This window comes from Pantoea wallisii (genome assembly GCF_002095485.1).
GTDB lineage: Bacteria > Pseudomonadota > Gammaproteobacteria > Enterobacterales > Enterobacteriaceae > Pantoea > Pantoea wallisii.
Map to the genome: position 1 here is coordinate 1 of NZ_MLFS01000071.1, position 22,167 is coordinate 22,167.

The following is a 22,167-nucleotide window of genomic DNA, read 5'->3' on the forward strand; positions in this document are numbered from 1 at the left end:
CTGCCGTTCAGGTAGATTTCTGGTCACGTTGACGACTGATGTCACAGCCCTGATTCAGCCATCAAGGTTGAGTATTTCCTTCGGATAGTTATCCATTACTCCAATCACTGTGACGTTACCTGCCATGCCTTACATCGCCAATACACACTATTCCCGTCATGGGTTATGGCTAAAGGATTCTTCATCACAAGGCTGCATCCGGTCTTAAGAATCTGGTGTCATCGCTTCCCTTCTGATCAGGGAAGGTAAATCGCCACGGGTTTAACAGACAGTATTGCTGAGTCATAGGGAAGACGAGGGCTCGTCACGTTTGAAAAAAATCGTGAAGGGTACTCAAATTGAGTACATCCATAAAGAGTATACTCTACACGTTTTGGTCAAAGAGAAGGACTGGACCATCACACACTTTCATATCGACTAAATAACGGAAACTAAAATGTTTGAAATAAAAAATGGAGATACGTTATTTCGCCTCTCATTTATTGAAAGAATTGAAGAGCCTGAAGACCGCAGGCTGGATCTGATCATGTGCTGGCTGGAAATAACAGGTTGCGGTATTAACCTTCGATACCAGTGTGAACTGACAATTTTCGACCTTGAAAGTCTGAAAGACAAAATAACGCACTTTTATTCAGCACTTAACAAAACCGGAAGGCCTAAGCCGGTAAGCTTCGCGCCAAGAGTCCCCGCCTTCACTTGTGAATTAAATATTTTCCAGGAAAGTGATTATGTAGAGTTTACTTTTTCTGCAACCCCTGATGTATATGAGGGCTGGAAGCTGACAGGAAGCATCACTATTGACCAGTCGTATTTCCCTGCTCTTATACAAGGAATCGAGTCAATACTGACTAATTAAACGCGGTGTGACAAACATGCCGGGCCTGTTTAATTGCATAACTGCCCGTCCTTAAACAGGTCAAATCATATAAGCAATACCCGTACCGGATAAAGTTAACCAAAGCGCCGGCATGAACGCTAACAGTGGAATACATAATTTGTTTCTGAGTCAATGACGACTGAATCGAACATCGCCCTGCGCTGGACGTCATCAGGCTGATGCAGGACTGATTTCATTAGTGAAACGGCAATGTTTTTGTGGCTAAACTTTTTTATATTAATAATATTCCCATTATAAATACCAGGCAGGATTATCAGTTTAAACTATAAAAATTTTTTTGTTTAACAGTGCCCATGCGACCACCTGCACACTTTTGATAAAACGTGACGCGGTAAGGTAAAAATGCGCCAGCGGTCACGTCCTGCCACGCAAGTCGATGTTAAAAAAGTGTTACTTATGGATGCAGTTATTACGCACTTTGCCGCGCCTGGCGTGCCATCTGAGGAAATTGGTGTGAATCTTCGTCGTCTCAAATATTTCGTCAAAATCGTTGATGTTGGTAGTCTGACGCAGGCTGCTAACTGCTTGCACATTGCGCAGCCCGCCCTGAGCCAGCAACTGGCTACGCTGGAGGGCGAAGTGAATCAGCAACTGCTGATCCGGACTAAACGGGGTGTTACGCCAACCGAAGCGGGTAGAACGCTTTACCGTCATGCGTTAACAATCTTGTGGCAGTGTGAGCAGGCACAGAGCGCGATTGATCGGATTGGCGCCATGCAAAGTGGCAATGCCGCATGACCGCTGGCTTACCTTAGATTTCGGCATAGCGACCCGCAGGGCCGCCAGTCCCGCTCAGCAGTTCACCCAGATCGCTCCCGCATCCGCAGACTGCACGCACTGCTCCACCCAGCGTACCCCCATCAAGCCGGCATGTACGTCCGGATACCAGAACGTCTTCAGAAAGTCCCTGTCTCCCCGGTCGGTCGCCGCCATCGCCAGCGCAAAGCGGCGGTACAGATTCGACCAGGCGTCAAACAGCCCTTCCGTGTGGCCACCGCCAATGCGATCGTCGGCCAGTGCGCCGGGATGCAGATACCCCATGCCGCGCTCCAGTATCTGCACCGGCTCGCCCTGCACTTCATAGCGCAGCTGATTCGGCTGCTCATCCCACCACTCCAGGCTGGCTTTATCACCGATAATGCGGATCTTCTGTCCGTGCATGGAGCCGCAGTTAACCGCCGAGGCCCACAGCGTGCCGACTGCGCCGTTGTCATACTCCATCATCACAAAGGCGTTATCCTCCAGCGGCGCGCGTGATTTCACAAAGCTCTGCCGGCTGCAGAGCAGGCGTTTGATCTTCAGCTGCGGCAGCATGGTTTCGGCAATAAACAGCGGATGGGTGGCCAGATCGCCCAGCACATAGCTCGGCCCGACAAAGCGCGGATCGACGCGCCATTTTGTGCTGGCACTCTGCTGCTCCACCGCATTGTGATGGAAGCCATGCGCGAACTGCATATTGACGATACGAATCTCACCCAGCAGCCCTTCAGCAATCATCTCGCGCGCTTGCTGAATCAGCTGGTGGCCCGCATAGCCGTAGGTGACGCCGATAATTTTCTGCTTCTCTGCACAGAGCTGCTCAAGTTCGTGCGCCTCCGCAACCGTAAAGCACAGGGGCTTTTCACACACCACATGCAGCCCGGCATTTAGCGCCGCCCGGCAGATCGCAAAGTGCGTATTGTTCGGCGTAGCGATCGACACCGCTTCAATACCCTCGGCGCGTGCTGCTTCAGCAGCAAACATCGTTTCATAATCGCCATAGCAGCGTGCGGGATCGAGACCCAGCGCAACGCCAAACGCGCGCCCGCGCGCCGCATCAATATCGAACGCACCCGCCTGCAGCAGAAAGTTGCCGTCGCGCAGTGCCGCAGAGCGATGGATATAGCCGATCTGGCTGGTGCCGCCGCCACCCACCATGCCCCAGCGCAGTGCGCGATCGTTAACTTTGATACCATTAATCATACCCTTCTCCTCAGAAGCCAACCGACTGCAGATAGTGCAGGCTGGCGGTGACATCACGCAGGCTGGTATCAGCGTTGCGCGGATCGCGCTCCTGCTCAATGGTGATCCAGCCCTGATAGTGGCGCTCCGCCAGAAAAGCGCGCAACGCCGGATAGTCGATGGCTCCGATTCCCAGCGGGCACATTACACCTTCAGCGCAGGCGGCAAAAAAATCGCTGCCGCGCGCAAGCACATCGCGCCAGACCTCATGGTTAATATCTTTAAAATGCAGATAATCGATGCGCTGCCAGTAGCGATTAAGCAAGGTAAGCGGGTCCATGCCGGAGTAGTAGAGATGGCCGGTATCCAGGCACAGGCCGGCGACGTCGTGCGGAATATCCTGCACCAGCTGCTCCAGCTCATCCGCGAATTCGATACAGCCGCCTGCGTGCGGATGAATCACGGCACGCACGCCATACTCATCGCGGGCAATGCGGCTGAGTTGGGTGATGTGTTGCATCATGCGCTGCCAGGCATCCGCTGCCAGGCGTGGCGCACGATCGGGCTGGCCGGCACACTGCGCGCGCACCGGATCACCAAAATCAATGATCACCAGGTAAGGCGCGGGGTAATTATCCCTATGGGTTTTGCTGGCGGCAGGCACCTGCGACAGGGTGCGACAGATGTTGTGCGTCAGCTCAACCATCTTTGGAAAATTGGCCTCGCTCACCAGATCGTCAAAGATGGTGCCCGCCACCAGCGATAAGCCGTGAGCTTCAAGCTGCTGACGAAGTTCGGTGGCCGCGACCGGTAAATATCCCCATGGCCCGAGTTCGATACTTTGGTAACCGGCCTGCGCCGCTTCGCGCAGGACTTTTTGCCAGGGTGGCAGAAAGGGGTTGCCGGGGTCATCCACGCCCCAGCTGCAGGGCGCGTTCGCAATATGAATGGTCATGATCGTTCCTTACGGTGACAGAGGCTGTCAGTATCAAACGAAAATTTCATCAGTAACAACGATGAAAATTTCATTCTTTGATAACGATCATATTATTTCATATCAATATTTTGATAGATTACTATCAAATTATCCATACTTTGCCGTCGTCAGAGATTTTCCCTTATCACAATGTCAAACGGCAGAATCACCCGCGCGAAACGATCGCCCTGCCCGCTGTGATGCTGCACCAGGGTCCGCGCCAGCTGCTGTGCCATATCTGCAATCTGGTGGCGTATCATTACCGTAAGAGTGCCATCAATCAGCGCCAGCTCCCCGTCGCTAACCGGCCCATGGCAGATAAGCGCCACCTTGCGCTGCGGCTGTTCGCGCAGCGCCTGAATCACCCCTTCAACGCCGCCGCAGGGCGCATAGATCAGCGCCAGTTCGTCATGCTGATCCAGCAGCTGGCGCGTAGCCTGATATCCCCCTTCGATGGACTCATGGGTCTTTAACGGTTCCAGCACGCGCCGCGCGCTATCCTGCTCACGCAGATAAGAGCGAAAGCTGATTTCGCAACTCTCCTGGCAGGTAAAGCGATGATCGCCCACCAGCACCCCAACCGACCCGGGTTGCTGCAGCAGACGATCGGCGAGCCATCCGGCGCTGCGTCCGGCTTTCTGATTATCCAGTCCAAAATAGCCCGCATGTCCGCAGGGTGAAAAGTCCGAGAACAGCGCATAGACGCGCACGCCCTGCTGCGAAATGCGCGCAATGGCATGGCGAATTAAGGGGTGATCCAGCGCCACCATGCCAATCATGTCCACCTTCTCCGCCAGCGCATGGAGTGAAGAGACCACGGCCGCAACATCGTCAATATCGTGCCAGCAAAACAGCGGCTCACTACCGGCCGGATGCAGCGGCAGCATTTGCTGGTGCAGCGCGTCTCCCAGGGATTGATAGAACGAGTAGTGTTTAGAGAGCAGCACAAATCCTGTCCGCAACTTCACGTCGCTGGCTCCCTCCATGCCCGCCATTAGTTGCGGATGCCCGTTGCGATAGCCGAGCCGGCGCGCGGCTTCCAGCACTTTCTGCTCGGTAACCGCCCGTACCGGCGCGCGCCGGTTCAGTACGCGGTCTACCGTGGCGACACCCACGCCTGCCGCCTCAGCAATTGCCGTCATCGTGATTTTGCTCATGCGCCTGTCCTGATTTGATAGCTAGCTATCAAAAAGAGTGCCTGAAGCAGCCGAAAAAGGCGAATAACACTTTGCTGTAACTCTCCTTCCCTCTCATTTTTTGCAAGACTAGCTCTCACTTTTTGATCGCCCTCGCAGTGATAAAAACATTTTTTTCATTTTCATTTATTACAGAATGAAAATTTGATATTGCTGTGCCCGCCGTGTCGTGAGGGCTGATGGTTTTGCATCAGTAAAGAAATAGAGGGTGGGATTGGGTCTTTCTATAGTAAATGGCCGAGTTCCGGTTACACAGGTACAAATAACAACGGAGATGATATGTTCCCTGCAACCCTACCCGCACCCCGCCGTCATCCTGAAAATCAGATTCCCGCGCTGCGCTGGGGGATTGTTGGTCCCGGCTGGATTGCCGACCACTTCGCCAATGCGTTGCACCATCACACTCGTCAGCAGCTGGTCGCCGTTTCGTCACGCAGCCTGGATAAAGCCCAGGCGTTTGCCCGCAAGTGGGAGATCCCTCACGCGGTCGTCGGCATCGATGCCTTGCTGGCGCGTGATGACATCGATGTGGTCTATATTGCCACGCCGCACAACCATCACTTTCCTGATGGCCTGCGCACGCTGCGCGCCGGCAAGCATGTCCTGATCGAGAAGCCGCTGGCGCTGAACGCGCAGCAGGCTCTTCAGCTACAGCAGGAGGCGCAGCAGCAACAGCGTCTCTGCATCGAAGCGATGTGGTGCGATTTTGCCCCTAAATATGATGTGATTCGGCAGTTGCTTGACGATGGCGCGCTGGGCGATATTCACACGCTTATCGCCGATCATGGTGAGCACTTCACGCCCGATCATCGCATTTTCAATCCGGATCTGGCTGGCGGCCCGATGCTCGATCTCGGCAGCTATCTGGTCAGCTTCAGCGTGATGGTGGGCGGTGCGCCAGAGAGCATTAGCGCGAAAGGCCAGCCTGCACCGGGCGGCGTTAACGGGCAAACCTCCATGCTGATGACGCACCACAGCGGGATGCATTCGGTACTGAACACCACGCTCTTTAGCAACACGCCGGGCACAGCAGTGATTGCCGGGCGTGATGCCACGCTGTACCTCGACGGCCAGTTCTATGCGCCAGGCCATTTCCGTCTGACCTCCAGCGATGGCCGCCACACGCTGCACTGGGAAGAACCCAACAACCGCTATATTCAGCTCAGTCATGAAATTGATCACACCGCCTGGTGCATCCATCAGGGCCTGTCTGAATCGCCGCTCCGGCCGCTCTCTGCCTCACTGGCAACGCTGGCGGCGATGGATGAGGTGAGAAAACAGATCGGTGTGGTATTTAATGAAGAGCGCCCGGCTTAATGCTCAGGAGAACAAAATGAAAATTGCTTTTGATGTAGATGTGATCAGGGATCTCGGTATCACCCGTATGGTGCATCAGGTCGCGGAGTGGGGCTATAAGTACATTGAGCAGTCGCCACACCCGCAGATCAATCCGTTCTATAAGCACCCGAAAGCCAGCCGTGAAATCATGCGCGAATACAAAAATGCGCTGAACGCCACGGGCGTGGAAATATCATCCTTTATTACCGTCTACCGCTGGTCCGGTCCGGATGAGCTGCGTCGTCAGGCCGCCGTGAAGAACTGGAAGCGCATGATCGAGATCTCAGTTGAGATGGGCGTGCAGGTGATCAATACCGAGCTGTCGGCAATCCGAATGAGCCGGAAATCTGCGAAGAGATGTTTTACCGCTCCATGGAGGAGCTGCTGCCGATTATCGAACGTGAAGGGATCCGCGTCGAAATCCAGGCGCATCCGTGGGATTTCTGCGAAGAGAGCAACGAAACAGCGGATATCGTGAAGTCGTTCCGCAGCGATAACGTGAAGTACATTTACAGCGCGCCGCACACCTTCTACTACGACAAAGGTAAAGGCGATGTGAAGAGCATGCTGCACTACGCCGGTGACGATCTCTCCCACATGCTGATCGCCGATACCATGAACCACACTAAACACTGCCGCTATATCGTGAACCCGCCAGGCGTGGATGCGACCATCCACCAGCATGTAGCCGTGGGTGAAGGCGAAGTGAACTTTGATGCGCTGTTTGAAGCGCTGCGTGAGATGGATTTTGCGAACCGTACCTATAAGGTCGGCGGCGAATCGATCATCTCCGCCGCCCTGTTTGGCTACCCGGAGAAGATGAAGTATCAGGCGGTTGAGACGCGTGAGTTGATCGAGCGTGAATTGCTGAATCTGTAAGGGCTGTGCCCGGCTCTGCGCTTCTCCCTGCACGCAAGCGGAGAAGCGCATGATGATGCGATCAATATCCCGTCAAATTTTAACCCACTCAACCTCAACAAATTCGCCGCGCGTCAGCGAAAGCTGCGCCGCGTCGGCGATCGCCTGCGCACGCAGTCCATCAATCAACCCTGGCAATCCCTCAACCTGTTCACCACCAAGATGGCGCACAAAGGCATCCAGATGCGTGTAGTAGGTCTCTTTGACCCGGCTAAACCAGTCGCTGTAGAGCCCCGGCTGAGTAATGCCCGCCCCCTGATACAGCGTAGCGCCGCGCACCGCCTGGCTCTCCGATGCCAGCATACCGGCACTGCCCATCACGCTGATGCGCTCGTCGTAGCCGTAAGCCGTACGACGGGTGTTATCCAGCTGCGCCAGCGCGCCCTGCTGCAGACGCATAATCAGTACCGACGTATCCACATCAAAATCGCGGATCTCCGGCATGGCCAGGGCGGCGCCCAGTGCGCCAACGGTGTTGACCTCATCCTCCGTCAGCCAGCGCAGCAGATCGAAAAAGTGGATCGCCTGGTCACGCATCTGGCCGCCGGACGCCTGCAGATAGCTGAGCGGCGGCAATTCAGAGGCGCGGCACACCATCTGAATCAGCTCGGTTTGCCCAATTACGCCCTGTTTTAGCTGCGCTTTCAGCTGCTGGTGGCTGTGATCGAAGCGGCGGTTGAAGCCCACCGTCACCGGCACCTGCAGCGGCGAGATCGTCTCCACGACATCCCGCGCCCGCTGCAGCGACAAATCGATCGGTTTTTCGCAGTACACGGCCTTACCCGCCTGCACTGCCTGCTCCAGTAAGGCCGCGTGCGTTGGCGTCGCACTGGCAATCAGTACCGCATCAATGGCATCGCTCTTCAGCACCTGCTCTACGCTGGCGGCCCGGGCCGCATACTGCTGTGCCACCGCTTCCGCGCGTGACATATCAATGTCGCACACCTGTGCCAGCGTCACGCCAGGGTGCGCCGCCAGGTTCGCGGCGTGCACCTGGCCAATAAAGCCACAGCCAATCAAGGCAAAACGTTGCGGAGTCCGCATTTTAACGCTCCTTTTGCTCACACTTCAGAATAACCGGTCTTGTCAAAATATCGCTTTCTGGCAGGCTGTCTGAACGCGGTTTTTGATGGAATTCACTCAGATGAAAGCAATGACGCTGGCCGAACTGGCAAAGCGCGTAGGCGTTGGTGTCGCGACGGTTGACCGGGTGCTCAATGACCGTGGCGGCGTCTCTCCCGCCATGACGAAAAAGATCCTGCAGGCCGCGCGAGAGGCCGGATTAAAACGCATTTTGCCGGAAGAGCACCGCCATTCGTGGCAGGTAGAGGTGCTGCTCAGCGGTAACGGCTCCTTCTTCTTTCAGCAGCTGGCGCAGGACTTTGCCCGGCTGGCCGATGAGATTGGCTATCGCCGCCTGCGTCTGCACCGTACGCTGATCCCGGAAAGCGCCCCGGAGAAGCTGGCCGCGCATATTGAAGCCAGCAGTAAAAAGATGGATGCGCTGATCGTCTTCGCGCATGAGAACCCGCTGATTTATGAGGCGCTGGCCGCCTGCAAGGCGCGGGGCGTGCCGGTTATTACGCTGGTCACCGATCTGCCCGGCGCGGCGCGTTTGTGCCACGTGGGGATCGATCAATACCGGGCCGGACGTACCGCCGGACTGATGCTTGGCAGCATGATCGCCGGCACGGGCGATGTGGTGCTGGTTAGCGGACGGGCTGATTACTCGGCGCATCGCCAGCGCATTGAAGGCTTCCAGGCGGTGCTGGCAGAGCGCTTTCCTCAGCTGCGGCTGCGCGAGATCCTTGCCGGGCAGGATGAGCGTGAACGCATCAGCCGGCTGCTGGAGAAAACGCTTGCCGGATCGCAGCACATTGTCGGCCTCTACAATACCGGCATGGGCAATACGCAAATCGATGAAGCGCTGGCGCGTCACCGGCTCGGCGGCAAAGTGGTGTATGTCACGCATGAGCTCTACAACACCACGCGCCGGCTGCTGGAAAAACGCGTGTTGACGCTAACGCTCGATCAAAACACTCTGCGCCATGCCCAGCTGGCGCTGACGCTGCTGTTGCGTCACCTTGAAGAGGGCGAGCTGCCAGAGACCTATTCGCCAGGTAAAGTGGACTTTATGCTGTTTACGCAAGAGAACGTTGCATAAACCGACTTTGCATCGCACCGCCAGCGCGGTTAAATCGCCTATGGATCTCGCTGCTACACTCAGTAGCAGCAAAAACACCACAACAACAAGGCGCAATCACTATGTCGGATAATCAGTATCAGCCCGCAAAAGTCTGGACCTGGGACCCGGAAGCCAAAGGTAACGGGGCGAAAACCAACCGTCCTTTCGCCGGGCCGACGCACGAGAAAACCCTGCCCGTTGGCAAACATCCACTGCAGCTCTACTCGCTGGGCACACCCAATGGCCAGAAAGTGACGATTCTGCTGGAGGAGCTGCTGGCCGTTGGGGCGAAAGAAGCGGAATACGATGCGTGGTTGATTCGCATTGGCGATGGCGATCAGTTCTCCAGCGGGTTTGTTGATATTAACCCGAACTCAAAAATCCCGGCGCTGAGCGATCACTCCGTAACGCCGCCGCTGCGCGTGTTTGAATCCGGCAATATTCTGCTGTATCTGGCAGAGAAGTTTGGCCACTTTATTCCCACCGACGTGGCTGGACGCACGGAGACCCTCAACTGGCTGTTCTGGCTGCAGGGTTCAGCGCCCTATCTGGGCGGTGGCTATGGTCACTTCTATTTCTACGCACCGGAAAAAATCGAATACGCGATCAACCGCTTTACGCTGGAGGCGAAGCGCCAGCTTGATGTGCTGGATCGCCAACTGGCCAACCACCGTTTCCTCGCCGGCGATGAGTACACCATCGCCGATATCGCCACCTGGCCGTGGTACGGCAATCTGGTGCTAAACAATATTTATGGCGGCGGTGAGTTCCTGGATGCGCAGTCATACAAAAATGTTGTGCGCTGGGCCAGCGAGATTGCTGAACGTCCGGCGGTGATTCGCGGCCGTAAAGTTAACAAAGCGTTTGGCGCCGAACCGCAGGATCAGCTGCTGGAGCGTCACGACGCATCCGATTTTGACACTAACACCGAAGACAAACGACAGGCACGAGGCGAGCAATAATGGCGGTCTATATCGTATTCATTAAAGACGAAACCCTGGATCAGGATGAGCTGGCGATTTACGCCGAAAAAGCCGGTCAGGCGCGGGGCGATCACCCGATTAAGCCCCTGGCGTTCTATGGTGACCTGGAAGTGCTGGAGGGCCGTGATGCCGAAGGCGTGGTCGTGCTGGAGTTCCCTGACCGCGAGGCCGCAAAAGCCTGGTATGACAGCCCGGCCTATCAGGAAGCCAAAGCGCATCGCCTGAAAGGTGCCAACTACCGCGTACTGCTGGTGAACGGCGTCGCGTAATGCATCGGGCGGTCCATACGGGCCGCCCGTACCGGCTATCAGTTGAGTTTAATACGTACCACGCTATCCGGCCCCTGCGGCGAGCGATCTTTATTCAGCCCCTGTTTTACCGTCACGTACAGCGTCTGTCCATCGGGCGAGACCAGCAAACTGTTTGGATGCGTTGGTAGCGTCCAGCTATTTTTCACTGCATAGGTGGTGGCATCCAGCTGCAGGACTTTGCCACCGAGGCGCTGACTGATATAGAGCTCATTACGTTGCGCATTGAATTTAATGCCAAGCGAATCGCCGACCTCCAGCCGTTTAATCAGCTTGCCGCTGTGCTCATCAAATACCAGCGTGGTTTTACCTTTTGAATTATCCGTAACGAACAGACGGCCGTTGGCCGCGTCTTCAGCCAGATTCAGCAGCAGATACTCTTTACCGTCGCCGACGGTCCAGCGCTGTTCGATCTTATGGCTGCGCGGATTAATCACCAGAATTTCACCGTTGCCGTTAGCTGCGTAGATACGATGAGTAACATCAGAGTAGAGTAGCCCGGTCACCCACTTGCCGGCGTTTTTAATGGTGGTTTTCAGCTTCAGCGTGTTGGCGTCCACTACCCAAATCATTGCCGGATTCTCTATCGCCCCGATGTACAGCAGGCCGTCATGCAGCATGATCTCACGCGCGCCGACCGGATTCCCTTTATCGTTCTTCAGCCCGAACAGCAGACGCTGCAGCACCTTGCCGCTTTTCGCATCCACCTTTGTTACCCCACCGTCCAGCGTATTGGTGACATACAGTACGCTGCCATCCGGTGACGCGGTCATCCCGAAGTTTTTCAGATCGGTATGCGTGGTACCCAGCGTGACTAAGGTATTGGCATCAAGGCGATAGATGACGCCGCCGTTGGAGGTTTTAAACGTCTGCGCACTGGCGACATACAGCGACGCCGGATTGCCGGCAACCCAGGCCATCTCATACAGCCCGTCACCCACTTCACGCTGCTGCACAGGGGTCGCTGCCGGTTGCGCGGCAGGCTCAGCCGCTGCCGCGGTGTTTTTTACGGGGGCCTGGCAAGCCGTCAGGCTCAGGGCGCTAATAAGCACCAAAGCCAGTGCCGTAGCGCGCGGACGCAATCTTGAGTTCATGCTTATCTCCGGTGTGCATCGCGCGCGTAGGGTTGTCGCGACACAGGGTGAAAAGGAATGAGAATCATACGCATTACATGGCGGTGAGTAAACGTAACTGATATTTAAGAGCCTGTTACCCCTACCGCGCTGCCCCCCACAGATCGTCCTCTCCCTACCGGTGAATGAGATCAACCCGGTGGCTGCAATACAGGCAATCTATAGGTTAAACGGCAGGTATCTTGTAAGTAAATGCACACCAATAGCCGTTATTGATCAATGGCAATCAAATCTACCTACCCTGAGCATGCGGGAAATGGCCGGGCTTAACCTCTCATGAGCCCGGCCAGCGCTTAAACGACAGTTTCGTTCTCCAGCTTCTGTCGTTTACGTAAATGCGGGAAGAGAGTCATCCAGATAGCGACCACCACCAGCGTGCCAATGCCGCCCAGTGCGACAGCCGGCATCGCGCCCAGCCACGCCGCCAGCAGGCCCGATTCAAATTCGCCAAGCTGATTCGAGGTATTGATAAAGATGGCATTCACTGCGTTAACGCGGCCGCGCATCTCATCCGGCGTATCCAGCTGCACCAGGGCACCGCGTATGACCATACTCACCATATCGAAACCACCCAGCGCCGCCAGCGCTACCAGCGAGAGCCACAGCTGCGTTGAAAGAGCGAACACCAGCGTGGCCAGACCAAATCCGGCTACCGAACCGAACATGATCATGCCAACGTTCTTCTCCAGCTTGTGCCGGCTCAGCCAGATGCCCACCACCAGCGCACCCACCGAGGGCGCGCCGCGCAGCATGCCCAGGCCCCACGGGCCGGTATGCAGAATGTCCTGAGCAAAGATAGGCAGTAGCGCGGTTGCGCCGCCCAGCAATACGGCAAACAGATCGAGCGAAATTACGCCCAGCACATCTTTCCGTTCGCGAATGAAACGCACGCCAGCAAACATATTGGTCAGGTTCATGGGCATACGGGTCTGCGGCGGACGCACATAGCGCAGACGGCTGACCAGCACAATGGAAAACAGATAGAACAGTGCCGAAACGCCGTAGACGACTTCCGGTCCGGCAACATATAGCAGGCCGCCCAGCGTCGGACCGATAATCACCGCCGCCTGCCCGCCCACCGAACTGGCCGCCATAGCGCGCGCCAGAATCGGCGGCGGCACCAGGGCCGGCAGCATCGAGGTGATAGCAGGCCACTCCAGCGCTTTCGCCACGGAGATTAGAAATACCAGCCCCCAGATTTCGACGCGTCCGGCCCAGTGCAGCAGCGTCAGCGCTACCAGCCCCAGCAGTGCAATCCACTCAATGATCTGGCCGATCAATACAATGCGCCGGCGATCGTGTTGATCGGCCAAGTGTCCGGCCGGTAGCGCCAGTAAGACAGATGGCAGAAACTGCATCAGACCGATCATGCCGAGCGCCAGTGCGCTGTGCGTCAGCGCATAGATTTGCCAGCTAACGGCCACGGAGAACATTTGAAAACCAAACGATGAACAGGTGCGCGCCAGCCAGAAGGCGACAAACGACCTGTGCCGCAGCAACGAATCGTCAGCGGCGGAGAGCGGTGAACCCATAGTTTTATCCCATCCTGAAACGTAAAACGGCTGGCGTCATGGCACCGGCCTGATGAAAAGCCGAATAGCGGCTCTCCTTATCTTTTTCACGCCACAGAGTGCGACATCTTTACGCCCCCGGCAATGGCTAGCTGTGCGCTTTAAAAACAGCGAGTTATCTTATTTCATCTTAAAGTTTGAGTTCTGAATATTAGCAGACTGATTATTTTTATCTGAAATAGACGAATCATTCCAAATGTACCTGTAAATCGTTAATTAAGTTCATCATCACTGGCTATATCTCTCTATCAGAAACAGCTAAAAAAGATGATTTCATCCGGTAAAACGATCTATATTGGGCGCGTTACCGCAGCGCTTTGTCCGTCCTTATAATAATTTAAGACGTTTCAGCTCATTAATTTATTCGCAGAGATAAATGGAAAACAGTTTAATCAGTCCTTATGTTACTGAGCGTATCCGTCGCTTCGATGGAACGTTGATCGGTGTCTGTCATTCAGCGCCCTTTATGCTTTCTGCACAAAGGGATAACCGTTGTGTTAATGACAGCGACATAATTTCGCTACAGGACCAATTACCAAAACCCGCAGATTTAATAGTTGTTCCAGTAACAGGAAATACCCTGACGCATGTTTTGCAATGCATCGAAAATTATTCCGTGCTGCAAAAGGAGAATGTGCGTCTGGCGATCAATTACGCCAGCTTACAGCAGGGTGGTACGGTTTTGCGCGATGCAGCACAACACTTCTCCTTCTGGCTTTATGACATTGCGCCACCGGGGATGGAGTGGAAAAATATGGCTGATTTCCCGTTTGACGGTATTGTCCTTACCGATGAATTCTTCAGTGATAATTATCTCAAGTTTAGCTTTCCTTTTCTGCTTGCTTCGCTGCGTGAAAGAGAAGCAGAGATAATATTACGTACGCCACAGCTGGCTTTGCCGGAACACAGTTATAGTGATCTGCAGCTGACTGGCTGGCAGCAACAGCGTACCAGCAGCCAGCTATTAGAAGGGTAACCGGTTACACAAAATTCCGCTCTTCGGCGTTATGGCCCGATTTCACTCAGCCTGACGCCAGAATCCCCTCATAAAATGTCGCACTACTCCCCCTACATGAGAGCAAAGCGCTAAAAAAATCAAACCGCTTAACGTTTTTAAGATAAAATTTAACGAAATGGATCATTGAGCATCACGGAAGAGCAATTCCTGAACATTTTTCATCGCTTGGTACTCTATATCGGGCAGCAACCTAATGCGTTGTTTCCTTAAAGTTTATGGCAAAGAAAGAGGTCAATATTATGGGGAAAGCTTCCTCATCTTTTGGCGTAATCCGCTTTATCACGGTGCTGTTCGCACTGCTGACAGGCGCGTTTATGCTGGTTGGCGGCATTTGGTTAGCCGCCATTGGAGGTTCCTGGTACTACGTTATTGGCGGTGTGATGATGTTGATCACCGCTGTTCTGCTGTGGCGCCGTAGTGGTGCCGCGTTACTGCTGTATGCCCTGCTGCTGCTGGCCACGCTGGTGTGGGGCGTCTGGGAAGTTGGTTTCGACTTCTGGGCGCTGGCACCGCGTACCGATGTACTGGTCATCTTCGGCATCTGGCTTATTCTGCCGTTTGTCTATCGCGGTCTGAATCATGCCGGTAAAGGCGCACTGAGCGCTATGGCTGTGGCGCTGGTTGCCAGCGGACTGGTGCTGGCGTGGGCCGTTTTCCACGATCCGCAGGAGCTGAATGGCACCCTGCCAGAGGCGGCTAACACTCAGCAGGCTCAGCCGCTCAGCAATATTGCTGATGGCGACTGGCCAGCTTATGCGCGCGATCAGCAAGGCACGCGTTTCTCGCCGCTGAAGCAGATCAACACCGGTAACGTTAAAGAGTTGCAGGTTGCATGGCAGTTCCAGACCGGCGACCTGAAAACCCCGAACGATCCGGGTGAAATCACTGACGAAGTCACACCGATTAAAATCCGCGACACGCTTTATCTGTGCTCTCCGCATCAGATTCTATTTGCGCTGGATGCCACAACCGGTAAGCAGAAATGGAAGTTTGATCCGGGCCTGAAGCCGAATCCTACCTTCCAGCATGTCACCTGCCGTGGCGTCTCTTACCACGAAGTGCCTGCCGCTGCGGATGCAGCAAACAGCCAGCCTGCGCTGTGCTCACGCCGCATCTATCTGCCAGTGAACGATGGTCGTCTGTTTGCTCTGGACGCGGATACCGGCGCACGCTGCCCGGCGTTTGGTAACAACGGCGAGCTGGATCTGCAGCACAAACAGCCAGTACAGACCCCGGGCCAGTATGAGCCAACATCGCCACCGGTGATTACCGACACCACTATCGTGATGGCCGGTGCGGTGACCGATAACTACTCAACCCGCGAGCCGTCAGGCGCCATCCGTGGCTTTGACATCAACACGGGTAAACTGCTGTGGGTATTCGACCCGGGCGCGAAAGATCCAAACGCGATTCCGGCCGATGAACACACCTTTACCATGAACTCGCCGAACTCGTGGGCCCCTGCGGTATACGATCCGAAACTGGATACCGTTTACCTGCCAATGGGTGTCACCACGCCGGATATCTGGGGCGGTAACCGTACGCCAGAGCAGGAGCGTTATGCGAGTAGCGTTCTGGCACTGAACGCCACGACCGGTAAACTGGTATGGTCGTATCAGACCGTGCACCACGACCTGTGGGATATGGATCTGCCGTCACAGCCTACACTGGCCGACATTACCGACAAAAATGGTAACACCGTTCCGGTGATCTACGCGCCGGCGAAAACCGGTAACATTTTTGTGCTGGATCGTCGTACCGGTAAGCCAGTGGTTCCGGCACCGGAAACGCCAGTGCCGCAGGGCGCAGCCAAAGGTGACCACGTTTCACCGACGCAGCCGTACTCCGAACTGACCTTCCGTCCGAAGAACAATCTGACGGACAAGGACATGTGGGGCGCGACGATGTACGATCAGCTGGTGTGCCGCGTGATCTTCAAGCGTCTGCGCTACGAAGGTCCGTTCACACCGCCATCTGAACAGGGTACGCTGGTATTCCCGGGCAACCTCGGCATGTTCGAATGGGGTGGCATCGCAGTTGATCCACATCGTCAGATTGCGATTGCTAACCCAATGGCGCTGCCGTTTGTCTCTAAGCTGATTCCACGTGGACCGGGCAACCCGATTGAGCCACCGAAAGGTGCAGAAGGTGGTTCAGGTACTGAAACCGGTATTCAGCCGCAGTACGGCGTGCCTTATGGCGTTGAGCTGAATCCGTTCCTCTCTCCGTTTGGTCTGCCGTGTAAGCAACCGGCGTGGGGGTATGTATCAGCTGTTGACCTGAAAACTAACGAAACCGTGTGGAAAAAACGTATCGGTACGGTCCGCGATAGCGCACCGGTTCCGCTGCCGTTCAAAATGGGTATGCCAATGCTGGGCGGCCCGATTACCACGGCCGGTAACGTGTTCTTTATTGGTGCCACCGCAGATAACTACCTGCGCGCGTTTGATACCAATACCGGTGAACTGCTGTGGCAGGCGCGTCTGCCAGCGGGCGGCCAGGCAACGCCGATGACCTATGAAGCCAATGGCAAGCAGTATGTTGTCATCGCGGCTGGTGGTCACGGTTCGTTTGGTACCAAGCTGGGCGATTACGTGATTGCCTATGCACTGCCGGATACAAAATAACTTTTTGCCGTAAGGTGAGATGACAAAGGCGGGCGATAAAGCCCGCCTTTTTTTATGCCGCGTCTGCGCTACAGCGTCTGCCCGGCCTGATGCTTTTTTAACACCCGTGCATTCAGTAGTGCGCACAGCGCCATGATCACGCATGTTGCCAGAAACACCGGACGCATCCCCCATGCCCCACCGATGAAACCGCCAAACAGCGGGCCTGATACCTGGCCGGCATACTGCGCCGACGTCGAATAACCCAACATCCTGCCAACCTGCCCCTGCGGCACATGGTGGCGAATCAGCGCGGTTACGCACGGCAGCAGGCCGCCCAGCGCCATGCCCATCAGAAAACGCAGCAGCACCAGTTGCCAGGCCGCGGTGATAAACGCCTGCGGAATGAGCAGCAGCGCACAGGCCAGCAGCGCATAGATCAGCACGCGGCCATGTCCGATGCGGTCCGCCAGCCGGCCCAGACGCGGCGCGGAAAGAATACTGCCCAGCGCTGCCGCCGCCATCACCAGACCGGCGGTCACGGTCACCGCGTGTTCGCCCTGCACAAACTGCGCGATATAGAGCGTGATAATCGGCTCAATCGACATATTGGCAAAAATCAGCAGCATCCCGGACAGCCACATCAGCCGCACGACCGGCAGGTTGATCGGCTTATCACCCTCACTGTGGCGCGGCGTGCTCCGTTGCCCGGCCGGGCGCGGCACCTCTTTCAGCAGAAACGTGGTGGCAAGAAAGGCGAGGAAGATGACGGCGCCCGTCAGCCAGAATGTATGGCGAATACCGATCAGCGGCGGCAGCACGCCACCCAGCAGCGGGCCGGCCACATTACCGGCCATAATGCCGGACGAGAGCACACCCAGCGCCCAGCCGGTTTGCTCTTTGGGCGTTTGAGCCGCCACCAGAATGGTCGAGCCGGACGCATAGCCGCCCAGTAAGCCCGCCAGCAGACGCAGCGCCACCAGCTGCCACGGCGCGGTCGCCATACCGATCAGTGACATAGCTATCGCCATGCCGAGGCTGGCGCGAATCAGCATCAGCTTACGGCCGTAGCGATCGGCCAGCTTGCCCCACAGCGGCGCGGTCAGCGCGGCACTGAGAAAGGTTGCGCCGTAAGCTGCACCGGACCAGCGCGCAATGGCCGCCGGCTCCTGCACGCCCAGCTGCTGCATGTAGAGGGCAGAAACGGCAGCAGCAGCGTCATGGCCACAATAGTACTGAATGATCCCAGCACACAGACAAACAGATTGCGTCGCCAGTGTTGCTGCTCAGGCGCTAACGTGGTTGAAGCGGATGACATAGTGATATCCCTGTAGTTGTTTAATAGCAGGCTAACAGTGGCCCCACACAGAAAACAGGGATAAGCGGATATTTGCCAGGCAGCGCCCTATTGTTGCCAATACGCAACAATCACGACGTACCCAGCGCGGTAATAAGTGCGTCACACAGCAGCGTAACGGGAGAGGATGGCTGCGGCTGCTCTTTCAGCAGCAGATAGCTGTGAAGGCGATCCATCTGCCACTCCGGCAGCACCTGCTGAATCTCACCGCGCGCCAGCGCCTCCTGCGTCATATACGCCGGCAGATAGGCGACGCCAGTGCCCGCCAGCGCGGCATTCAGTAGCGCCATGCTGTTGTTCGCGCGAAAGCGGCTGTGTACATCCAGCGCCAGCCTTTGCTTATCGCGGCGGAACGGCAGCGCGGCGGTGTGCGCCGGGCCATGGAACAGCAGGAGATCGTGACGCGTCAGCCGTTCGGGATGGTCAATCACAGGGTGTGAAGCGAGATAGTCCGGTGTGGCGTAGAGCCCCCAGTCGACAGCGCTGAGCACGCGATAGTTTGCCACCTCCGGCGCACGCGTACGGATGACGATCGCGATATCGGCGTCAGGTTGTGCATCGTCGCGGGTGGTGAGTTCAAGATCGACATTGATATGGATATGGCGGCGGATAAAGTCATTGAGCGCGGGCACTACACACTGGCAGCCGAAAGTGATCGGTGCCTGTAAGCGCACATTGCCGGCGGGCAGCTGATGCACCTGCTGCACAAAGGCATCCGCACGGTGCAGCTCCTCCAGCATACGTGTGCAGAAGGGGTAGTAGGCCTGACCAAGTTCAGTCAGCACCACCTTACGCGTGGTGCGCTGGAGCAATTTAATTCCCAGCCGCACTTCCAGCCGGGCGATTTCGCGGCTGACGTGTGATTTGGAGACGCCCAGCGTGCGGGCCGCCTCGCTGAAACTTTGCTGCTCAACGACGCGTGCAAACAGCATCATGGCGGTGAGATTATCGCGGCTGTCCATGTTCTAAAGCTCAGGAGAAGAGAACCGCAGCTTAAAAGTAAATGCCGGAACGCGCACGGAATTAATCATTTTCCGGCTGTTCCGGGTGCGCATGAATGCGCACCCTACCGGATATCAGTCCGCTTCACCTGGCACAGGGTCACCCTTCAGGCTCGCCTGACGCGCTTATGACGCCACCGCGAGCGGGAACAGCAGACGTTCCGGTTCAACACGGCGCTGACGGCGCAGCTGGCCAGGCGTCACGCGGAAATAGTTTTTAAAGGTGCGCGTATACGCCTGCTGAGTATCAAACCCATAACTCATCGCCACCTGCAGAATTGCTTCGTCACTGTTGATCAATGTGAGCGCTGACTCCGTTAACCGGCGCTGACGAATGTACTCTGCCAGAGAAAAACCGGTGTGCTGACGAAACAGACGTTGCAGATGCCAGCGGGAGTATCCCGAACGGCGTGCTACTTCATCCAGATGCAGATCGTGTCCTAAATTGTTCTCTATCCAGTCAAGCAAACTACGGATAAATTCACGCTGATTCATGGCTTCCTCCGGCTTCGACAAATTGTCCAGTGACGCCACTGTAGCGCGCTAAATTTATCCCTTAATTAGCAGAAAATTAGCGCAGAATTAGCAAGGCAACGAAACGGCGCTCCGCGTAGCCGGCGCGGGAGAATAATTCTGCGCTAATAATCGGGCGCTACACTGCGTGCAGTTAAGCTGGAGGGCATTATGCGAGTGCTGCTGGTTGAAGATGATGAAATGATTGGCGCCAATCTGCAGCAGGCATTAGAGGCCGCAGGCTGGTCGGTGGATTGGGTGCGTGATGGCGTATTTGCCGGGCACGCGTGGACGGAAGGGGGCTATACCTGCGTCCTGCTCGATCTCGGTTTGCCGCGTGAGGATGGCCTCAACGTGCTGCGTCGCGCCCGGCGCGCGGGGATATGACGCCAGTCCTGGTGCTGACGGCGCGCGACACCGTGCAGCAGCGCATTCAGGGCCTCGACAGCGGTGCGGATGACTACCTGCTTAAACCCTTTGATCTGCAAGAGGTGCTTGCGCGTATGCGAGCCATTACCCGACGTCGCCACGGTGCGGCGGACTCCCTGTTAGGCAACGGCGACGTGCAGCTGGATATGATGACGCGTGAAGTATTGTACAAAGGCCAGCGCGAGCAGCTTACCGCGCGCGAATACGCCCTGCTCTATGCGCTGCTGGAGCGTCCCGGTGCGATTCTCTCACGTGAACAGCTCGAAAACCGCATCTACGGCTGGGGCGAAGAGGTCACCAGCAATGCGGTGGATGTGCTGATCCATGGCATGCGCCGTAAGCTGGATAACGAAGTGATCCGCAACGTGCGCGGTCTCGGCTGGCGGGTACCGGCAATATGAGATCCTTTACCTTTATGCGCTCGCTGCGCAACAAACTGCTGGTCACGCTGGTGCTGCTGCATCTGGCCATGATCGGTGGTGTTACCTGGTACTTCTACCACTGCTACGGCGATATGATGGGCACCATGAAGGACGATCAGCTGGCGAAAATCGCCGATGCCTGGTCGAGCAGCCAGCGTATGCCGGCACTGATGCCGATGGTGATGGAGCAGGAGAAGCTGAAGAGCACCTATATCGTTCAGCTGTGGGATACCGGTAATCATCTGCGCGCCAGCTCGTGGCCGGCTCTGCATGCGCCGCTGCAGGCGAAAAAGGGCTGGTCGGACTTAAAAGTGGGCGACTGTGGTGATGATTGCATCTGGCGCGTCTACACCCGTCCCGGTGAGCTGGGCAGTGAGATTGGCAATATTCAGGTGCTGCATAACATCGGCTACATGAAGAGTTTGATGGTGAAACGGGTGCTCTCCGCCATCATACCGCTGATCTTAATGATGCCGCTGTCGCTGCTGGTGATATGGCTGGTGGTACGCACCATTACGCGTGATTTGCGTGTGGCATCACGGCAGATTGCCGCGCAGGAGACACTGCATCCGCACAGCGTCTCACCAAACGGCCTGCCGGATGAAGTCCTGCCGCTGGTGGCCGCGTATAACTCTCTGCTGGATAAACTGCGCGCGGCCTGGTCATCGCAGCGCCAGTTCCTGGAGGACGCCGCACACGAGCTGCGTACTCCGGTCACCGCCGTGACGCTACAGCTGGAGAACCTGCGCCAGCACATTCAGCCAGGCGAAGCCAGCCGTCAGTTCGACCAGCTGGAAGCAGGCGTAACGCGCACGCGCCATCTGGTGACGCAGCTGCTGAATATTTCCCGCCAGGAGGATCAATCGGTGGTGGCTACGGTTGAAGCCATCGAGCTCGACGATCTGCTGAAAGAGAGCATTGAACAGCTGATGGTAGTTGCAGACAAGCGCGGTATTGATATCGGCTTTAACGGCAGTACGCACTATCGCCTGCACGCCAGCCGCTCGGATCTGCGCAGCCTGTTCGATAACCTGATTGGCAATGCCATGCTGCATACGCCCGAAGGCAGCATGGTGGATGTGCTGCTGCATCGTGTTGGCAATCATACCGTGGTGGATATTGTCGATAATGGGCCGGGCATGCCGGAGTCCTTTATCGAACGCGCTTTTGATCGCTTCACCCGCTCGCCGGATGTCCAGGCGCAGGGTAGCGGTTTGGGATTATCGATTGTGCGCAGCGTCGCGCAGAAGCATCAGATGCAGGTGGCGCTGTCGAACTGTTTTAACCCGGAGGGTGAGGTTTGCGGATTGCAGGTACGGGTGACACTGCCGTAGTTTTTGAGCGAGTGGCAGGTGGGTAAATCCGTTGTCTGGG

Annotated in this window: 16 protein-coding genes and 4 pseudogenes; 11 read left to right on the forward strand and 9 right to left on the reverse strand. The window is 56.2% G+C overall.

Going from position 1 to position 22,167, the window contains the following annotated elements; translation table 11 throughout:
* Positions 1-436: 436 nt before the first annotated feature.
* Positions 437-856: a WapI family immunity protein gene (locus tag HA48_RS19275; protein WP_128602748.1), complete on the forward strand. Its 420-nt coding sequence runs from the start codon at positions 437-439 to the stop codon at positions 854-856.
* Between the two features lie 495 nt (positions 857-1,351).
* A pseudogene (locus HA48_RS19280) lies at positions 1,352-1,633 on the forward strand (LysR family transcriptional regulator); the annotation flags it as partial.
* 57 nt (positions 1,634-1,690) lie between these two features.
* Here the strand turns inward: HA48_RS19280 and HA48_RS19285 are convergent.
* The 3 genes from HA48_RS19285 to HA48_RS19295 form a co-directional block, all read right to left on the reverse strand.
* On the reverse strand, positions 1,691-2,860 hold the full coding sequence (locus tag HA48_RS19285) for a Gfo/Idh/MocA family protein (RefSeq protein ID WP_128602749.1): 1,170 nt from the start codon (positions 2,858-2,860) through the stop codon (positions 1,691-1,693).
* 10 nt (positions 2,861-2,870) lie between these two features.
* Positions 2,871-3,794 carry a TIM barrel protein gene (locus HA48_RS19290; RefSeq protein WP_128602750.1) on the reverse strand — a complete coding sequence of 308 codons (924 nt, stop codon included), beginning with the start codon at positions 3,792-3,794 and terminating at the stop codon, positions 2,871-2,873.
* A gap of 149 nt (positions 3,795-3,943) precedes the next feature.
* Positions 3,944-4,972 (reverse strand): LacI family DNA-binding transcriptional regulator, encoded by a 1,029-nt coding sequence (locus HA48_RS19295; protein WP_128602751.1) that lies wholly within the window; start codon positions 4,970-4,972, stop codon positions 3,944-3,946.
* 318 nt (positions 4,973-5,290) lie between these two features.
* Between HA48_RS19295 and HA48_RS19300 the strand changes: the two genes are divergently transcribed.
* Both HA48_RS19300 and HA48_RS19305 read left to right on the forward strand, forming a co-directional pair.
* Positions 5,291-6,328: a Gfo/Idh/MocA family protein gene (locus HA48_RS19300; RefSeq protein ID WP_128602752.1), complete on the forward strand. Its 1,038-nt coding sequence runs from the start codon at positions 5,291-5,293 to the stop codon at positions 6,326-6,328.
* A gap of 16 nt (positions 6,329-6,344) precedes the next feature.
* Positions 6,345-7,228: pseudogene (locus HA48_RS19305) on the forward strand (sugar phosphate isomerase/epimerase family protein).
* Positions 7,229-7,300: 72 nt separating this feature from the next.
* Here the strand turns inward: HA48_RS19305 and HA48_RS19310 are convergent.
* Positions 7,301-8,311, reverse strand: coding sequence for a Gfo/Idh/MocA family oxidoreductase (locus tag HA48_RS19310; protein ID WP_128602753.1), 1,011 nt, complete (start codon positions 8,309-8,311; stop codon positions 7,301-7,303).
* Positions 8,312-8,411: 100 nt separating this feature from the next.
* On the opposite strand from HA48_RS19310, the gene HA48_RS19315 reads away from it, so the two are divergent.
* The 3 genes from HA48_RS19315 to HA48_RS19325 all read left to right on the forward strand — a co-directional run bounded on the left by HA48_RS19315 (position 8,412) and on the right by HA48_RS19325 (position 10,704).
* Complete coding sequence (locus tag HA48_RS19315) at positions 8,412-9,431, forward strand: LacI family DNA-binding transcriptional regulator (protein ID WP_128602754.1); 1,020 nt, start codon at positions 8,412-8,414, stop codon at positions 9,429-9,431.
* 101 nt (positions 9,432-9,532) lie between these two features.
* Positions 9,533-10,414, forward strand: a complete 882-nt coding sequence (gene yghU, locus HA48_RS19320; RefSeq protein WP_128602755.1) for a glutathione-dependent disulfide-bond oxidoreductase — start codon at positions 9,533-9,535, stop codon at positions 10,412-10,414.
* The gene (locus HA48_RS19325) at positions 10,414-10,704 is read left to right on the forward strand and encodes a DUF1330 domain-containing protein (protein ID WP_128602756.1); all 291 of its coding nucleotides are present in this window, start codon (positions 10,414-10,416) and stop codon (positions 10,702-10,704) included. The genes yghU and HA48_RS19325 overlap by 1 nt, the downstream gene beginning before the upstream one ends.
* A 38-nt stretch (positions 10,705-10,742) precedes the next feature.
* On the opposite strand, the gene HA48_RS19330 is transcribed toward HA48_RS19325, so the two are convergent.
* Together HA48_RS19330 and HA48_RS19335 are read right to left on the reverse strand one after the other, a co-directional pair.
* A complete protein-coding gene (locus HA48_RS19330; protein ID WP_128602757.1) occupies positions 10,743-11,837 on the reverse strand; it encodes a YncE family protein in 1,095 nt (364 codons plus the stop codon).
* Positions 11,838-12,169: 332 nt separating this feature from the next.
* The gene (locus HA48_RS19335) at positions 12,170-13,408 is read right to left on the reverse strand and encodes an MFS transporter (RefSeq protein ID WP_128602758.1); all 1,239 of its coding nucleotides are present in this window, start codon (positions 13,406-13,408) and stop codon (positions 12,170-12,172) included.
* A gap of 415 nt (positions 13,409-13,823) precedes the next feature.
* On the opposite strand from HA48_RS19335, the gene HA48_RS19340 reads away from it, so the two are divergent.
* Together HA48_RS19340 and HA48_RS19345 are read left to right on the forward strand one after the other, a co-directional pair.
* Positions 13,824-14,423, forward strand: a complete 600-nt coding sequence (locus tag HA48_RS19340) for a hypothetical protein (RefSeq protein ID WP_128602759.1) — start codon at positions 13,824-13,826, stop codon at positions 14,421-14,423.
* Between the two features lie 281 nt (positions 14,424-14,704).
* Entirely contained in the window at positions 14,705-17,092 is a 2,388-nt protein-coding gene (locus tag HA48_RS19345; protein ID WP_128602760.1) for a glucose/quinate/shikimate family membrane-bound PQQ-dependent dehydrogenase, read from the forward strand.
* Between the two features lie 68 nt (positions 17,093-17,160).
* Here HA48_RS19345 and HA48_RS19350 read toward each other — a convergent pair.
* From HA48_RS19350 to HA48_RS19360, 3 genes and pseudogenes are all read right to left on the reverse strand, one after another.
* Positions 17,161-18,389, reverse strand: a pseudogene (locus HA48_RS19350) (MFS transporter).
* A 110-nt stretch (positions 18,390-18,499) separates the two neighbouring features.
* Positions 18,500-19,390, reverse strand: coding sequence for a LysR family transcriptional regulator (locus HA48_RS19355; RefSeq protein WP_128602761.1), 891 nt, complete (start codon positions 19,388-19,390; stop codon positions 18,500-18,502).
* Positions 19,391-19,555: 165 nt separating this feature from the next.
* Positions 19,556-19,924 (reverse strand): helix-turn-helix domain-containing protein, encoded by a 369-nt coding sequence (locus HA48_RS19360; RefSeq protein ID WP_128602762.1) that lies wholly within the window; start codon positions 19,922-19,924, stop codon positions 19,556-19,558.
* Between the two features lie 189 nt (positions 19,925-20,113).
* Here HA48_RS19360 and HA48_RS19365 point away from each other — a divergent pair.
* Positions 20,114-20,772, forward strand: a pseudogene (locus HA48_RS19365) (response regulator).
* The gene (locus HA48_RS19370) at positions 20,769-22,127 is read left to right on the forward strand and encodes a sensor histidine kinase (RefSeq protein WP_128602763.1); all 1,359 of its coding nucleotides are present in this window, start codon (positions 20,769-20,771) and stop codon (positions 22,125-22,127) included. The pseudogene HA48_RS19365 and the gene HA48_RS19370 overlap by 4 nt, the downstream one beginning before the upstream one ends.
* Positions 22,128-22,167: the final 40 nt, after the last annotated feature.

Coding starts and splice junctions, on each gene's coding strand:
- HA48_RS19275 (WP_128602748.1), top strand. CDS start 437: ATGTTTGAAATAAAAAATGGAGATACGTTATTTCGCCTCTCATTTATT.
- HA48_RS19285 (WP_128602749.1), bottom strand. CDS start 2,860: ATGATTAATGGTATCAAAGTTAACGATCGCGCACTGCGCTGGGGCATG.
- HA48_RS19290 (WP_128602750.1), bottom strand. CDS start 3,794: ATGACCATTCATATTGCGAACGCGCCCTGCAGCTGGGGCGTGGATGAC.
- HA48_RS19295 (WP_128602751.1), bottom strand. CDS start 4,972: ATGAGCAAAATCACGATGACGGCAATTGCTGAGGCGGCAGGCGTGGGT.
- HA48_RS19300 (WP_128602752.1), top strand. CDS start 5,291: ATGTTCCCTGCAACCCTACCCGCACCCCGCCGTCATCCTGAAAATCAG.
- HA48_RS19310 (WP_128602753.1), bottom strand. CDS start 8,311: ATGCGGACTCCGCAACGTTTTGCCTTGATTGGCTGTGGCTTTATTGGC.
- HA48_RS19315 (WP_128602754.1), top strand. CDS start 8,412: ATGAAAGCAATGACGCTGGCCGAACTGGCAAAGCGCGTAGGCGTTGGT.
- yghU (WP_128602755.1), top strand. CDS start 9,533: ATGTCGGATAATCAGTATCAGCCCGCAAAAGTCTGGACCTGGGACCCG.
- HA48_RS19325 (WP_128602756.1), top strand. CDS start 10,414: ATGGCGGTCTATATCGTATTCATTAAAGACGAAACCCTGGATCAGGAT.
- HA48_RS19330 (WP_128602757.1), bottom strand. CDS start 11,837: ATGAACTCAAGATTGCGTCCGCGCGCTACGGCACTGGCTTTGGTGCTT.
- HA48_RS19335 (WP_128602758.1), bottom strand. CDS start 13,408: ATGGGTTCACCGCTCTCCGCCGCTGACGATTCGTTGCTGCGGCACAGG.
- HA48_RS19340 (WP_128602759.1), top strand. CDS start 13,824: ATGGAAAACAGTTTAATCAGTCCTTATGTTACTGAGCGTATCCGTCGC.
- HA48_RS19345 (WP_128602760.1), top strand. CDS start 14,705: ATGGGGAAAGCTTCCTCATCTTTTGGCGTAATCCGCTTTATCACGGTG.
- HA48_RS19355 (WP_128602761.1), bottom strand. CDS start 19,390: ATGGACAGCCGCGATAATCTCACCGCCATGATGCTGTTTGCACGCGTC.
- HA48_RS19360 (WP_128602762.1), bottom strand. CDS start 19,924: ATGAATCAGCGTGAATTTATCCGTAGTTTGCTTGACTGGATAGAGAAC.
- HA48_RS19370 (WP_128602763.1), top strand. CDS start 20,769: ATGAGATCCTTTACCTTTATGCGCTCGCTGCGCAACAAACTGCTGGTC.